At 70.4% G+C, this 13,919-nt stretch carries 10 protein-coding genes; 2 read left to right on the top strand and 8 right to left on the bottom strand.

Features of this window, described 5'->3' with window-relative positions; all coding sequences use genetic code 11:
* Positions 1-325: 325 nt before the first annotated feature.
* The gene (locus WME98_RS33450; protein ID WP_437945751.1) at positions 326-1,351 is read left to right on the top strand and encodes an NADP-dependent oxidoreductase; all 1,026 of its coding nucleotides are present in this window, start codon (positions 326-328) and stop codon (positions 1,349-1,351) included.
* A gap of 27 nt (positions 1,352-1,378) precedes the next feature.
* On the opposite strand, the gene WME98_RS33445 is transcribed toward WME98_RS33450, so the two are convergent.
* From WME98_RS33445 to WME98_RS33430, 4 genes are all read right to left on the bottom strand, one after another.
* A complete protein-coding gene (locus WME98_RS33445) occupies positions 1,379-2,572 on the bottom strand; it encodes an outer membrane protein assembly factor BamB family protein (protein ID WP_437945750.1) in 1,194 nt (397 codons plus the stop codon).
* A 90-nt stretch (positions 2,573-2,662) separates the two neighbouring features.
* Entirely contained in the window at positions 2,663-3,883 is a 1,221-nt protein-coding gene (locus WME98_RS33440) for a DNA polymerase IV (protein WP_061625524.1), read from the bottom strand.
* Positions 3,884-3,979: 96 nt separating this feature from the next.
* Complete coding sequence (locus tag WME98_RS33435) at positions 3,980-5,119, bottom strand: alpha/beta hydrolase family esterase (protein WP_437945749.1); 1,140 nt, start codon at positions 5,117-5,119, stop codon at positions 3,980-3,982.
* A gap of 126 nt (positions 5,120-5,245) precedes the next feature.
* The gene (locus WME98_RS33430; RefSeq protein WP_437945748.1) at positions 5,246-6,316 is read right to left on the bottom strand and encodes an alpha/beta hydrolase family esterase; all 1,071 of its coding nucleotides are present in this window, start codon (positions 6,314-6,316) and stop codon (positions 5,246-5,248) included.
* A gap of 428 nt (positions 6,317-6,744) precedes the next feature.
* Here WME98_RS33430 and WME98_RS33425 point away from each other — a divergent pair, with 428 nt between their 5' ends.
* A complete protein-coding gene (locus WME98_RS33425) occupies positions 6,745-9,207 on the top strand; it encodes a family 43 glycosylhydrolase (protein ID WP_437945747.1) in 2,463 nt (820 codons plus the stop codon).
* Positions 9,208-9,362: 155 nt separating this feature from the next.
* On the opposite strand, the gene WME98_RS33420 is transcribed toward WME98_RS33425, so the two are convergent.
* From WME98_RS33420 to WME98_RS33405, 4 genes are all read right to left on the bottom strand, one after another.
* Positions 9,363-9,620, bottom strand: a complete 258-nt coding sequence (locus WME98_RS33420; protein ID WP_437945746.1) for a hypothetical protein — start codon at positions 9,618-9,620, stop codon at positions 9,363-9,365.
* 16 nt (positions 9,621-9,636) lie between these two features.
* Positions 9,637-10,350: a YcnI family copper-binding membrane protein gene (locus WME98_RS33415; protein WP_437945745.1), complete on the bottom strand. Its 714-nt coding sequence runs from the start codon at positions 10,348-10,350 to the stop codon at positions 9,637-9,639.
* 109 nt (positions 10,351-10,459) lie between these two features.
* Positions 10,460-11,164, bottom strand: a complete 705-nt coding sequence (locus WME98_RS33410) for a response regulator (RefSeq protein ID WP_437945744.1) — start codon at positions 11,162-11,164, stop codon at positions 10,460-10,462.
* A 16-nt stretch (positions 11,165-11,180) separates the two neighbouring features.
* Positions 11,181-13,913: a DUF4118 domain-containing protein gene (locus WME98_RS33405; RefSeq protein WP_437945743.1), complete on the bottom strand. Its 2,733-nt coding sequence runs from the start codon at positions 13,911-13,913 to the stop codon at positions 11,181-11,183.
* Positions 13,914-13,919: the final 6 nt, after the last annotated feature.

Here is a 13,919-nt window from a genome sequence, read left to right as displayed (position 1 = left end):
GAGGGCAACGGGCGGCTCGCCACGAACGGCCGTACGACAGAGAGATGGCTTCAGCGAGGAGCGATCATCATGGACGCGTGTCAGGCGTCGGTGGCGACCCTAGCATGCACCCGCTCGCTTGCCCAGCGGTTCGAGCCCCGACGATTCGCGCGCTCGCTCGCGTCGTACCCCGAGCGCCGTCGCGCCCCCAACGTAGGAGAGCATCCGTGCGCCAGCGCACGACGCATGGCGCGGCGTTGACCACGGCTGGTCGCCTCGAGGACCCCCCGTTGCCCTGCTGGTGATGCGCTGGTAGCGTCTTCGGCACAGGAAGGAGAAGACAGCCATGAGGAGCGATGTGAACCGGTGCTGGCGCCTTGCCTCGCGTCCTGTCGGCCTGCTCAAAGACAGCGATTTCACGTTCAGTGAAGAGCCCGTCCCGGAGCCGAAGGCGGACGGGGACATCCTTGTCCGTACACTTTACCTGTCGGTCGATCCCACGCAGCGGATATGGCTCGCTCGCGACTCGTACATGCCGGCGGTTCCGATCGGCGACGTCGTCCGCGCCGGCGGCGTCGGCAAGGTCGTGCGCTCGAACAGCCCCGACTTCGCGCCGGGCGACCTCGTCCAGGGCCTCCTCGGCTGGCAGGACTACGCGCTCTTGACAGCCGGAAAGCGAGATCTGCTCCCGGCCTCGAAGCTGCCGCCCGGCATACCGCCCGAGCTCGCGCTCAGCGTCTTCGGCGTCACCGGGCTGACCGCCTACTTCGGTCTGCTCCACATCGGCCGCGTCAAGGAGGGGGAGACCGTCGTCGTCTCGGGCGCCGCCGGCGCGACCGGGATGATGGCGGGTCAGATCGCGAAGGCGACGGGCTGCCGCGCGATCGGGATCGCGGGCGGCCCCGAGAAGTGCGCGTGGATCACGGGGGAGCTCGGCTTCGACGCCGCCATCGACTACCGCTCCGAGGACGTCGCCGCCCGGCTCCGGGAGCTCTGCCCCTCCGGCATCGACGTCTACTTCGACAACGTGGGCGGCGCGATCCTGGACGCGGCGCTCGCAGAGCTCGCGATGCGCGGGCGCGTCGTGCTCTGCGGCGCCATCGGCGATTACACCGAGTCTGAGCAGCCGCCCGGGCCGAAGAACTATATCAACCTGCTGATGCGGCGCGGCCGGATGGAAGGGTTCATCGTCACCGACTTCCTCGGCCAGATGAACGAGGCGATCTCCGACCTCGCCGGCTGGGTGAGCTCGGGCAAGATCAAGAATCGCGTGGACGTGCAGGAGGGCCTCGAGAAGGCGCCCGCGACGCTGAATCGCCTGTTCACCAGCGCCAACACGGGCAAGCAGCTCCTCAAGGTCGCCGATCCGTGAGCGCGCCTCGAGCGAGCGCCGGCCGAGCTAGAACTCGGTCCCGATCACGTACCTGAGCTGCCCAGTCTTCAGCGAGATCACGTAGACGGCCGTCCACGTGGCGAAGAAGACGTCGTTCGCCGACACCGAGATCCCGGACGAGACCTGCGACTTCTTGTGGACCTGCACGTCCCACAGCCGCTTGCCGGTGGCGCCGTCGAAGCAGGCGAGGCGCGTCCCCTGGCTGTGATCGTTCATGTCGTAAGGGACGACCAGGAGCCCGCCCTCGTAGGCCGCCTCCTCGGTCCCCATCGCCCTCGTGGTGAGCGGATCGACGCCGGGCACCACGTCCTTCCAGAGGACCTTCTTCTTGTCGACCGCGGCCACCATCCTGACCTGGCTGCCCTTGCTGCGGCGGCCGAGCATGAACCGCGGCCCGGGGCCGCTCGGGACGAGCGCGTGGTGCGCCGACATGCCCTCGATGGCGTGCAGCTCGGGCAACCCGAGCTCGTCGAAGTCGGACCAGCCGACGAGCCGATAGCCGGGCGCCTCGTCGGCGTTCGAGCTCGGGGCCGGCTTGCACCCCGCGCCCTTCGCGAGCTCGCGCCGCCTTCCGCTCGCCGGCTCCAGGCCGTGCTTCGCGTCGTCGACCGTCTCGACGACGATCACGCCGTCGCCCTGACACACCCGCCTCGGCTTCTCGCCGAGCGACGCCGACCACGACGGGGCCCCGGTGCGCAGGTCGTACGCCTGCGCCTTGCCCAGGCCGTCGATCGAGATCACCCGATCGAAGACGACCGCGCGCCGCGCCTCGTGGCCGGCCGCGTCCTTGGCGAGGGCCCCCGTCTTCCACAGCTGCTTGCCGTCGCGCCCGTCGAAGGCGGCGATCCACTCCTCCCCGGCCGGGATGCCGCTCTTGCCGATCACATCCGGCGCCCCGTCGCCGTTGACGTCGGCGAGCATCGGCCGGTCCTTGAAGTGCACGCTGGGCCCGATGCCAAGGACGGGCCGCGCCCCGGATGCCCCGGACGCCCTGGGCGCGGGCTGCGTGACGAGGGCGGCGACCGCGCCGGCCACGCCCATGGCGACGACCGCCCCCATCACGGCGAACACCGCGACGTTGGAGGACGGCGGCGCGACCCGGACGACGTGCATGCCCTGCGGGACCGGCGCGGTGGTCGGCTTCCTGCCGCGATCGATCAGCGACCGGGCGCCGCAGTACTGGCAGGTGGCGAAGTCCATGGCCGGCTGAACCGGCAGCGGGGCGCCGCATCGCGGGCATCGGGTGTCGACGATCCTTGCCATCGTTCCACTCTACACGAGCTCCGCGGCCTATTTCTTCTCCCGCGCGCCCCCGCGCCCGCCCGAGCCCGCGCCCGGCCCGCGCTGGCCCGGCGGCCCGCGCTCCAGGAGGGCCGCGCGCGTGAGCCCTTTCCCGCCGAAGCGCTCGGCCACCTCGGCCACGACGCCCTCGAGCCGCCGGCGGCGCTCGGAGGCGACCGGGAACAGGCTCAGGGTCGCGCCGGCGGTCTCGCCCGTCAGATCGCCCGCGGCGACGCCGACGAGCCGCACCGGCCGCGACAGGTCGAACCGCGAGAGCAGCCCCCGCGCAGAGGCGTAGATCGAGTCCGTGTCCGCCACCGGCTCGGGCAGCTTCGTCTGCCGCGTGCGCAGCGTGAAATCCGAGTACTTGAGCTTCACCGCCACCGCGCGGCACGACAGGCCCGCCTTGAGCAGGCGCCGCGCCACGCGGCCCGACAGCTCGAGCAACCACTGCTCGATCGGCTCCCTGCCCCGGAGATCTTCCTCGACCGTCTCCTCCGCGCCGATCGACTCCGCGACGCGGCCCGGGACCACCGCGCGGTCGTCGACGCCGGCCGCGAGCAGGCGCACGTGCTCGCCCCACGCCGGGCCGAGGAGCTCGGAGAGGCGCGGCGCCGGGCAGCGCGCGAGGTCGCCGATGGTCGCGAGCCCCGCCGCGCGGAGGCGCTCGGCGGCGCGCGGGCCCACGCCCCACATGCGCTCGAGCGGCAGCGGCGCGAGGAACGCGGCGACGCCCTCGGGCACCACGACGAGGCCGTCGGGCTTCTGCAGATCGCTCGCGATCTTCGCGGCGAACTTGCACGGCGCGACCCCGGCCGAGGCGGTGAGCCCGAGCTCGCCCTGGATGGCGCGCTTGATCTGCGCCGCGATCGCCGCGCCGTCGCCGAAGAGCGCGCGGCTCGCGGTCACGTCGAGGAAGGCCTCGTCGAGCGACAGCCCCTCGACGAGCGGGGTGAAGCGGCGGAAGATCGCGAAGACCTGCGCGCTCACCTCGGCGTAGCGGGCGTGCCGCGGCGGCACGACGATCGCCTGCGGGCAGCGGCGGAGCGCCTCGACCATCGGCATCGCCGAGCGGGCGCCGGAGGGGCGCGCCTCGTAGGACGCGGCCGCCACGACGCCGCGCCGCGAGGCGCCGCCGACGAGGACCGGGCGGCCCCGCAGCGACGGGTCGTCGAGCTGCTCGACCGACGCGAAGAACGCGTCCATGTCGATGTGGAGGATCTGGCGCATCGCGGGGGAGCGATCGCACCCCGGGAGCGCGCCGGGATCAACCGGCCGCGACGCGCCGGCGCCTGCCCGGGCGATCTCCCCGGCGGCCGCGCCGGCTCACTCGAGCGACTGGAAGAAGCGCCAGGCTCGCCCGCCCGCGCCGGACGGCACGGAGTGGCCGCCGGGGTGCGTGCAGTACACGAGCGGCAGGCCCTCGTTGCAGCCCTGGTACTCGACGCACCCGTTGCCGAAGGTCGCCGACGGCATCGACTCCGCCTCGCAGCCGTTCCGGGCGCGCCAGAAGTCGCGGGTGGATTGTCCCAGCGCGGGGGTCACGGTCCCGTCGGTGTCGCCTTGCGTTTGAATCACCGCGTGCGCGGCGCTCGCGTCGCCGCAATTGGGCTGGGAGCCGTTGGGGCCCCACCCGGCGACCGGAGCGAGACCGCGGAACACGGAAGAGCGCTCGCAGCCGAGCGTGTTCGTCATGAAGCCACCCTGGCTGAACCCGACCGCGAAGACGCGCTTCGTATCGACGCAGTAGTTCGACTTGGCGTGCTCGATCATGGCATCGAAGAACGCGAGGTCGGCGTCGAGGCGCGCCCGATTGGCGTTCGGCGGCTGACCGCCCCAGTTCGAGTCCGCGTCGCCCCACTGCGATTGGGTGCTCGGAGGCGTGGACCGCCCGTTCGCCGGCAGCCCCTGCGGGTAGATGAGCAGCGCCTGGTCGTCGGTCTCCTGGATGAGCTGGAACCCGCTGCCGTCGTGCGCCGCCCACACGTTGTTCATGTTCAGGCCGTGGATGCCGAAGACCAGCGGCAGCGGCTTGCTCGGGTCGTAGTTCTCCGGCACGTACATCAGGAAGTAGCGCGTCACGCCGCCGACCATCAACGTCTGCTGCGTGCGAGGATCGGGGCGCGTCGCCTCCTTGCCGCAGCCCGCCGACCCGCCGGGGGTGGCGCCGCCCGAGCCGCCGCCGCCGGCCGACTCGCCGCCCGTGCCGCTGGAGGTGCCCGCGCCCCCGCTCCCCCCGTCCCCTCCGCCCGACGTCGCGCCCGAGGACGTCGCGCCCGAGGACGTCGCTCCCGAGGACGTCGCGCCCGAGGACGTCGCTCCCGTGGTGGAGCCGCCGCTCGTGGCGGCGCTAGAAGACCCAGACGGGCCGGGATCGACGGGATCCGACTCCGACGAGCACGCGGACAGCCCCACCGCCACGCCCACGGAGAAAAGAACGCTCACGCCCAGTGCAGATCGACTCATCGAGACATCACCTCTCTAACGGACCGCGGATCGCCGGGGCGCGGACGATCACGGGTCGTCCGCCACGCTCCCGCGGCTGGTTGATGCAGACATCGTGCGCCGGGCGCACCGGGCCAGGCAGGGCTCTCAATACGTCGAGAACAGGCTCCAGAGGAACTTGGGCGCGAACGCGGGCCAGCCGTGATTGGTGCCGCTGTAGTTCGGGTCTTTGTGCTGGCACCAGTAGACCGGATAGTCCTCGTCGCAACCCTGGTACATGACGCAGTTCGAGCGCTCGTCCGTGTACCCTTCGACGGGCACCGTGCTCGCTTCGCAGTGGTTCAGCTTGGTATAGAAGTCGCGCGTCTTCGGGCCGTTCTCCGTCCCGACCACCGAGTCGTTCGCTCCGTGGATGACGACCGACGTGACCTGTCCGGTGCACCGTCGTGTGCCGGCGTCGAGCGGATAGTCCCGTACGTTCTTGGTAGCGCACGGGCCCACCGCGCGCAGCTTGTCCGCGTGCTCGCAGCCCAGGATGCTCGAGAAGTCGCCGCCCGAGCTCTCGCCCGCCGCGAACACGCGGGCCTCGTCGATGCAGAAGTTGTTCGTGATCTGTTCGTAGAACGGCTCGAAGAAGGAGACGTCGTTCGCCCCCCAGCCCGAGTTCGAGTTGGCCGGATGCGGGTAAACGCGGATCCAGGCCTCCTTGGGGCCGGTCGCCTCGAAGCCCGCGTTCTGCTCTGCCCAGTTGATCGGGTTGTTCGTCGGGTTGAACATGATCATCGCCGGATACGGCTTGCTGGCGTCGTAGCCGGTCGGCAGCTTCACGTAGTACTGGTGACCCGAGACGGTGAGCGGGCTCTGCGCGCTGCCCGTCTGCGGGTTCGCCTTGTTACAGCCGGCGCTCGGCCGCGGGGGGACCTTGCCGTCCGTCGACCCGCCCGAGCCGCCCTCTCCCGGCGAGCCGCCGCTTCCGCCCGTCCCTCCCTCGCCGCCCGCTCCACCCGAGGACGCGCTGCCGGCGCCGGCGCCGGCCGTGGTGGTGCTGCCGCCGGTCGTGGCGCCACCGCCGCTGCCTGAGACGGAGGCCCCGCTCGTTCCGGCTTGAGGGTCGTCCCCCGACGAGCCCGTGCCGTCATCGCTGCACGCCGAGAGAGCAAAAGAGGCGACCAGGGCCGCGCATCGTGTGATTCGAGCGATAGCAGATTTGTTGGTCATTTGAATACCCAGGTGCGGCCTTGCCCCTCGCTGGCAGCGTTCCACGAAAGCGCGTCCTCAGCGTGGGGTGGGCCATTGTGAGCGCTCACAACTCCGGTGTCAATACTTGTCGGTGGGACCGTGGATATCATCGATCCCGAGGGGAGAACAAGGCTGGCGGAGCTCCCCCGGAGCGGCGCGTCAAGAGAGCGGGCGCCGGACCGCGGTGGCGACCGGGTGTGCCGGACCGCCCGACGGGCATCTCGTCGGTGATGGAGACGCACGGCGCGCCGCCGAGATCGGACTTCCACTCCGGCGGCAATCCCATTAACATCTACAAACATCTACAGTGTGAGCGTTCACACCCGACCGCGGCCTGATCCTGCCGGGGCGACGCAAGGCGTTCCCCAGCACGAACCGGCTCAGCGCAGAACTAGGACATGACAACAATGAAGAGACCTATCTTCTCCATGACGGCGGTGTTCCTCATCGGCGCCCTGCCCGTCTCCTGCGGGATCGACGAGCATGTAGCGCCCCTCTCGTATCCGCTCACGATCGAGGCGACGGGCGACGGGACGACCGACCCGCCGCCCGGGACCTACCTGCACGCGCCGGGCACCGTGATCACCGTCACCGCGACGCCCGCTCCGGGACAGAACTTCCTGGGCTGGAGCGGCGCCGACACCGGGCTGGACAACCCGGCGACGTTCACCATGGGCATGGGCGAGACGCTGACGGCCAAGTTCGGCGCCGCGTTCAGCCCGACGACGTACCAGAACCCGGTGCTGCCCGGCGATCACCCGGACTTGAACCTCTACCGGGAAGGCGACACGTTCTACGTGGTCGGGTCGAGCTTCCACACGATGCCCGCGTTCGAGATCCTGCGCTCGACGGATCTCGTGCGCTGGGAGCGCGTGACCCGGGTGGTCTCTTCGACCGCGGCCGCGCTCGACGAGCAGACCGGCCCTGGCAAGGGCACGTGGGGCGGCTTCATCGTCAAGGCCGGCGATGTGTACCGGGTCTACTACGCGATCGGCGCCACGCAGCATTTCTCCTCGGCGAAGAGCCTCGAGGGCCCCTGGTCGGAGCCCAAGAAGGTCGATATCTTCCCCTACACGCCGCCGGGGAGCGAGATCGCGTACGAGCGCAATACCGGCTCCGACAACTCGGTGTTCGTCGATCCCGAGAGCGGCAAGACCTTCATGGTCATCAAGAACGGCCTGTGCAAATGGGACGCCGAGCACGCGAACGACTTCGGCATCAACCTGCTCACGGAGATCGATCCGGAGACCGGGATGCTGATTCCGGAGTCGACCGTCGATATGAGCTTCGTCAACTGGGACCAGGAGACCGGGGGCTGCGGGGACTTCACCAACCCTGACTGGAGCAAGTGGACCGAGGGGCCGACGATGGCCAAGCGGGGCGACTGGTACTACTACTTCGTGTCGACGCACACGGCCTGCGGCGGCCAGCTGCACGCCTGGGCGTCGAAGAAGCTGGTCGGCAGCACCGCCGAGGACTGGCACTGGCTCGGCTATGTGCTGACCGGCAAGGAGCCGTACGCCGGCTTGCAGCACGCCACCGCTCCGATCGAGCTCGAGGACGGCACCTGGTGGGCGCTCGCCCACTCCTACGACTGCACCGGGGTGGGCACCCAGGACTGGAAGAACGGCGAGTGGCAGGGGCTCGGCCGCGAAGGGCTGCTCCTGCAGGTCACCTGGGAGGAGCAGCAGGTGGATGGGGAGACGATCCCGGTCCCGAAGTTCCCGAGCGAGGTGCGCGATCTGCCGGCGCCGAAGCTGCCGACGAGCGACGTGCCCTTCCTGGTGCCCGTGAACGACGAGTTCTCGTCGGACACGATCAACCCGGCCTGGACCACTTACGGAATGTCGGAAGACAAGTACTCGGTGACCGACCGCGCTGGCTGGCTGCGGATCGAGCCGGGCGCCGGGAATACCACGCGGGTGGTGCAGAAGGACGCGCTGCACTCCAGCAGCATGACGGTGAAGCTGCAGTTCAAGCCCAAGGCGAACGGCGACGCGGCCGGCCTCCACGTGGGCAACGGCTACTGGGAAGACGAGCAGGTGATCGCGGCGCCGACGTGGATGACCAGCGGAGAGGGCTTCATGCTCCCGGCCATCCTGGAGGTCTCCGTGGCGCGGGTCATGGAGGACAAGAAGGACCGGATCCGGTTCTCCTTCCGCTCGCGCTCGGTGAAGCCTCCGGTCGAGGAGGGGGGCGCGTACACCGAGCTCGATGAGCCCGTCGTGGTGGGCGCGTCGGCCCCGGCGCCCGAAGGCGATACGATCTGGCTGAAGCTGGTCCGCACCGGCCACAAGGCCACGGGCTGGTTCAGCGCCGATCGGCTCGAGTGGACGCAGGTGGGCGACGAGATCGACATCTCCACGCTCGACAACTTCTACGCCATGGCCCACACCTGGATCGGCAACCAGGCTGGCATGTTCGCGACCAACAAGCGCGCTGACTTCGATCTGTTCACGTACCGCGACGGGTTCACCTGGATCCCGGCTGCGGAGGCGAACCAGCAGTCGGGCGCCGGCGTCGCGTCGAGCAAGAAGGCGGGTCCGGTGCTGGACGGGCTGGAGAACGGCGACTGGGCCATGTACGGCAGCGTCGACCTGGGCAGCGGCGGCGTCCACGCGAAGGCGATCCAGCTGAAGGCCTCGAGCGCCGGCCAAGGCGGCGCCGTGGAGGTCTGGATCGATCCGCTGGCCGGCGGCTCGGCCATCGGCACCTGCGACATCCCCGACACGGGCGACTGGGACAAGTGGGAGACCGTCACGTGCGACGTGAAGCCCACCGAGGGCACCCACGAGGTGTATCTGAAGGTGACCGGCGGCGCGGGCGAGCTGGTGCGCCTCGCGTCCCTGCGATTCGTGCCGGCGGAGTGACGGCGCGGCGCTAGAACAACGATCACGTTGTTCGACCGAGAAATGAACCGCCGAGGACGCCAAGAACGCCAAGAAGAGAACAAAATCTTGGCGTCCTCGGCGCCTTGGCGGTTCGAATTTCTGCTCTTTCGAGCGATTTCAGCCCGTTTGTCGCTCTAGCGCACCGGCGGCTTCAGGTCATCCGGCAACCTGCCTGCGGGTGGCCGCGGCAGCTCGGGCGGGCGCTCGAGCGGGGACGCCGTTGACGCTGCGTCCGGCCCGGCGTCGGGCTGGCCGCCCGCGTTAGGTTGGCCGCCGGCGTCGGGCTGGCCGCTGTCGCCCGCGTCGATTCCCGGGTCGGGCGGGGGCGGGCGCGTGTCGTCGGTGCAGGCGCAGAGCGCGCAGGCGGCGATCAGGAGGAGCCACGCTCGCATCGTCGGACTCCCCCGCTCAGTACTTGACCCAGATCTCGGTGCCGGGATGGATCGCCGTCAGCACCTCGGTATCCGGCTCGGTCATGATCAGGCTCTGGGTGTTCGGATTCGGGCTGTAGGCCGCCTTCCCCGCCCAGACGATGAGCGCGTCCTTGAAGATAGAGAGGTCGTGCACATGCTCGTTCACCGTGTACTTGTTCCACCCGGGCGAACGCGGCGGAAGGACCGTCAGCGACGGCGCTGGATGCGTGGCCGGGGTGCCCGCGTCCGCGTCGTGGTTTCCGTGCTCGCCGGAGGTATCCACCCATTCGGCGATGGTCTCTGTGCCATCCGGGGTCCGGCAGGTCTGGAGGGTCGGGAAGAACAGCGTCTTGAACGGCGCGTCCGGGACCTTGAACCGCATGGTCAGTTTGTAATAATTGGTGTCCGCCGGAAGCACGTCTGCAACGGGCTTGGTCCAGACGACGGCGGTGACGTTGCCCTCGGTGTCCTTCTCCAGGACAGCCTTGCCGAACGTGCTGTCCAGCGGCCGCACCGACGTCACCCCGGCCGGGATCTGGACCTTCACCCGGTAGGTGTCTGCGCCGTCACAGCCGTGGCCGACACCGAAGGTGGCCTCGTGCGTGGCGCCAGCGAACGCGGGGCCCGACACGGAGATGTGCGCGCGCGCAGCGGTCGAGGCGAACATCGTGCCTGCAACGATCAGGCAGCTCTGCAACATCCTCTTCATCTGAAGCACCTCCACCGAGGAAAGCTCCAGCACTCTAGTAGGGCCGCCATCCCTTGGAAATGCGACCTGTTGTCGCAGACGCCCGTGACGCACCGCGATCGGCGTTGGCTCAACCTGCCTTCAGCCGGTAGCCCACGCCGGGCTCCGTGATGAGGATCTGCGGCCGCGCAGGATCGCGCTCCAGCTTGTGCCGGAGCTGCGCCATGTAGACGCGCAGGTAATGTGTCTGCCCCGCATACGCCGGGCCCCACACCTCACCGAGCAGCTGGCGGTGCGTCAGCACCTTCCCCGCGTGCCGGATCAGCGTCGTCAGCAGCTTGTACTCGATCGGCGTCAGGTGGATCTCCTCGCCCGCCCGCAGCACGACCCGGCGCGCGAGATCGACCTCGACGTCCTGCACCTGGAAGCTCGCGCTCTCGGCCTGCGCCCCGCGCGCCGCGTGGGCGGCGTGGCGCAGCGCCACGCGCAGCCGCGCCAGGAGCTCTCCCGCGCTGAACGGCTTGGTCAGGTAATCGTCGGCGCCGCCGTCCAGCGCGTCTATCTTGTCCTGCTCCTGCCCGCGCGCCGACAGCACGATGATCGGGACGGCGCTCCACTCCCGGAGCCGCCGCGTCACCTCCAGACCATCCATGTCCGGGAGCCCCAGATCGAGGAGCACGAGATCCGGATTGCGCGTCGTCGCCTGGGCGATCCCCTCGCCGCCCGTCTCCGCCTCGACGAGCCGGTAGCCGCGGGCCGCCAGCATCGCGCGGAGGAACCGCCGCATCTGCGGCTCGTCCTCGATCAGCAGCACGAGGGGGGACGCGTCCGACATTCGCCCGATCAGGCTATCAAGCCCCCGACACTGCCGGCAGCTCCGGGCCGGCGAGGTCCGGCGGGCGGCCCTCGATGGGCAACGTCACGCGAAAGATCGCGCCACCGTGAGGCCGGCTCTCCGCCGTGATCCGCCCGCCGTGCGCGGCCACGATGCCGCGGCAGATCGTGAGGCCGAGGCCGAGCCCCTGCCGGCCCTGACCGCGCCCCCGGTAGAACTTCTCGAAGATGGCCTCCTCTTCGCCGGGCGCGATGCCCGGACCGCGATCCTTGATCTCCAGCACCGCCACGCTCCCCTCGGTGAGCCCCCGGATCGCGATCGGGCTGCCGGCGGGCGAGTACTTGAGCGCGTTCTCGAGCAGGTTGATGAGCACCTGCTCGATCAGCACTCCATCCATCGGGACAAGCGCGGTCGCCCGGTCCAGATCGATCGAGATCTGCCGTCCGTCGAGGTTCTCCTCGACCCGGTTCAGCGCGGCCCCGACGACCTCCTCGAGCGGCAGCCACTCCTTCTTGACCGCGAGCGCCCCGGACTCCAGCCGCGTCATGTCGAGCAGGTTGCGGACGAGGCGCTCGAGCCGCTGTGCCTCCTCCAGCACCGTCTGCGTCAGATCGCGCCGGACGGCCGGATCGAGCGCCGCTCCGTGAGCGCCGTCGTCGAGCAGCGCGCCCGCGGCGCCGGTGATCGTGGCGAGCGGCGTGCGCAGATCGTGCGAGACGGAGCTCAGCAGGGCGTTGCGGAGCTCCTCCGCCTGCGCGCGGAGCTGCGAGCGCTGGGCCTCTCGCGCGAGCAGGGCGCGCTCCAGCGCGAGCGCCGTCTGCGTGGCGAAGGCGCCGAGCAGCTCGCGCCGGCTCAGGTCGAGGAACGACGACGGCCGGCGCGGGCGGACGCTGAGGACGCCGATCGGCCCGGAGGAGCCCTGGAGCGGCAGGTGCATCGCGCCCGCGCTCGGGAGGGTGTCGGTCCCGGCGCCCGCGGCCTTGCCGCGCGCGTACGCCCACTCCGCGACCGCACGCTCCTGCTCGCTCGCGGCCAGATCGTCGGCCGTGCCCGCCCGGACGGCGAGGCGCCCGTCGGGGCCGGGCAGGAGGACGGCCGCGTCGGCCTCGAAGATCTCGTGCACGTGGCGCGCGGCCGCGAGGCTGAGCTTGTCGACGCCGCGCAGGGCGGTCAGCTCCTTGCTCATCGCGTAGAGCGCCGCGGTGCGCTGCTCGCGCTCGCTGGCGCTCGCGGCCTGGCGGCGGATGCGCGCGGTGAGGCTGGCGATGACGAGGCCCACCCCCAGCATGATAGCGAACGTGAGGAAGTACCGGAGATCGCCCACCGCGAACGTCAGGTACGGCTTCACGAAGAAGTAATCGAAGGCGGCGACGCCCAGCACCGACGCGAGCGCCGAGGGCCCGGCGCCGAAGCGGCCCGCGACGAAGGCGACCCCGAGCAGGTACACCATGATGAGGTTCGCCAGGTCGGAGAACGGGTGCATGAGCCACGAGGCCAGCGTGCAGAGCGCCACCACGCACGCGCTCCAGACGTAGGGCAGCGGCATCATGCGGCGCCGCTCCGGCGGGCCGGGCTCCGGCTTCGCCGCCTCCGCCACGCCCTGGATGACGTACACGTCGATGTCGCCGCTCTGGCGCACGAGATCATCGAGCAGCGAGCCGTAGACGAAATCCTTCCATCGAGGGTGGGTCGGCTTGCCGACGACGATCTTGCAGACGTTGTGGCGCCTCGCGTACCGCAGGACTTCCGCGGCGACCTCCGCGCCGTGGAGCTGTACCGTGACGGCGCCGAGGCGCTCGGCGAGCGCGAGGTTCCGGTCGACCCGCTCGCGATCGGCCTCGGAGAGCCGCGCCTGCGCCGGCGTCTGCACGTAGACCGCGTGCCACTCCGCCTTCAGGCTGCCGGCCATCCGCCGCGTCGCCCGGATCAGCCGCGCCGACATCGGGCTCGGCCCCACGCAGACGACGATGCGCTCGGCGACGGCCCACGTCTTCTGGATCCCGTGGGCGCGCATGTAGCCGCGCATCTGGTCGTCCACGCGCTCGGCGGTGCGCCGCAGGGCGAGCTCGCGCAAGGCGATGAGGTTGCCCTTGCGGAAGAAGCTGCTCGCCGCCCGCTCGATCTGCTCCGAGAGGTAGACCTTGCCCTCGCGCAGGCGTTCGAGGAGGTCGTCCGGGGGCAGGTCGATGAGCTCGATCTCGTCGGCGCGCTCGATCATCGAGTCGGGCACCGTCTCCCGGACCACGACGCCGGTCACCTGCGCCACCACGTCGTTCAGGCTCTCGACGTGCTGGACGTTGACGGTGGTGTAGACGTCGATCCCGGCGTCCAAGAGGTCCAGGACGTCCTGCCAGCGCTTCGGGTGCCTGAGGCCCGGCGCGTTCGTGTGCGCGAGCTCGTCGACGACGAGGAGCTTCGGGCGGCGCTTCAGCGCGGCCTCGAGGTCGAAGTCGCGCAGCGTCCTGCCGCGGTGCTCGACCTCGATCGCCGGCAGGCGCGGCAGCGGCGGAGGCTCACCGAGGAGCGCCTCCGTCTCCGCGCGCCCGTGCGTCTCGACCCAGCCGACGACGATGTCGATCTCTTCCTCGCGGAGCGACCGCGCCGCCCTCAGCATCGCGTACGTCTTGCCGACCCCGGGCGCGGCGCCGAAGAAGATCTTGAGCTTGCCCTTCCGCTCGCGCTCCTCCTCTTCGCGGACCGCGGCGAGCAGCGCCTCGGGATCCGGCCGGTCGTCCCCTGCGTCCGCCATCGCTCG

It is taken from the genome of Sorangium sp. So ce296 (genome assembly GCF_051529605.1).
GTDB lineage: Bacteria > Myxococcota_A > Polyangia > Polyangiales > Polyangiaceae > Sorangium > Sorangium cellulosum_D.
Note: the sequence above shows the minus strand (reverse complement) of the source record. Positions and strands in the feature narration are given on the sequence as shown.

Bases quoted from the DNA above. Each gene is read 5' to 3' on its own strand.
- WME98_RS33430 (WP_437945748.1), bottom strand. From the start codon at position 6,316: ATGACCAACAAATCTGCTATCGCTCGAATCACACGATGCGCGGCCCTG.
- WME98_RS33450 (WP_437945751.1), top strand. From the start codon at position 326: ATGAGGAGCGATGTGAACCGGTGCTGGCGCCTTGCCTCGCGTCCTGTC.
- WME98_RS33425 (WP_437945747.1), top strand. From the start codon at position 6,745: ATGAAGAGACCTATCTTCTCCATGACGGCGGTGTTCCTCATCGGCGCC.
- WME98_RS33435 (WP_437945749.1), bottom strand. From the start codon at position 5,119: ATGAGTCGATCTGCACTGGGCGTGAGCGTTCTTTTCTCCGTGGGCGTG.
- WME98_RS33445 (WP_437945750.1), bottom strand. From the start codon at position 2,572: ATGGACTTCGCCACCTGCCAGTACTGCGGCGCCCGGTCGCTGATCGAT.
- WME98_RS33420 (WP_437945746.1), bottom strand. From the start codon at position 9,620: ATGCGAGCGTGGCTCCTCCTGATCGCCGCCTGCGCGCTCTGCGCCTGC.
- WME98_RS33405 (WP_437945743.1), bottom strand. From the start codon at position 13,913: ATGGCGGACGCAGGGGACGACCGGCCGGATCCCGAGGCGCTGCTCGCC.
- WME98_RS33415 (WP_437945745.1), bottom strand. From the start codon at position 10,350: ATGAAGAGGATGTTGCAGAGCTGCCTGATCGTTGCAGGCACGATGTTC.
- WME98_RS33410 (WP_437945744.1), bottom strand. From the start codon at position 11,164: ATGTCGGACGCGTCCCCCCTCGTGCTGCTGATCGAGGACGAGCCGCAG.
- WME98_RS33440 (WP_061625524.1), bottom strand. From the start codon at position 3,883: ATGCGCCAGATCCTCCACATCGACATGGACGCGTTCTTCGCGTCGGTC.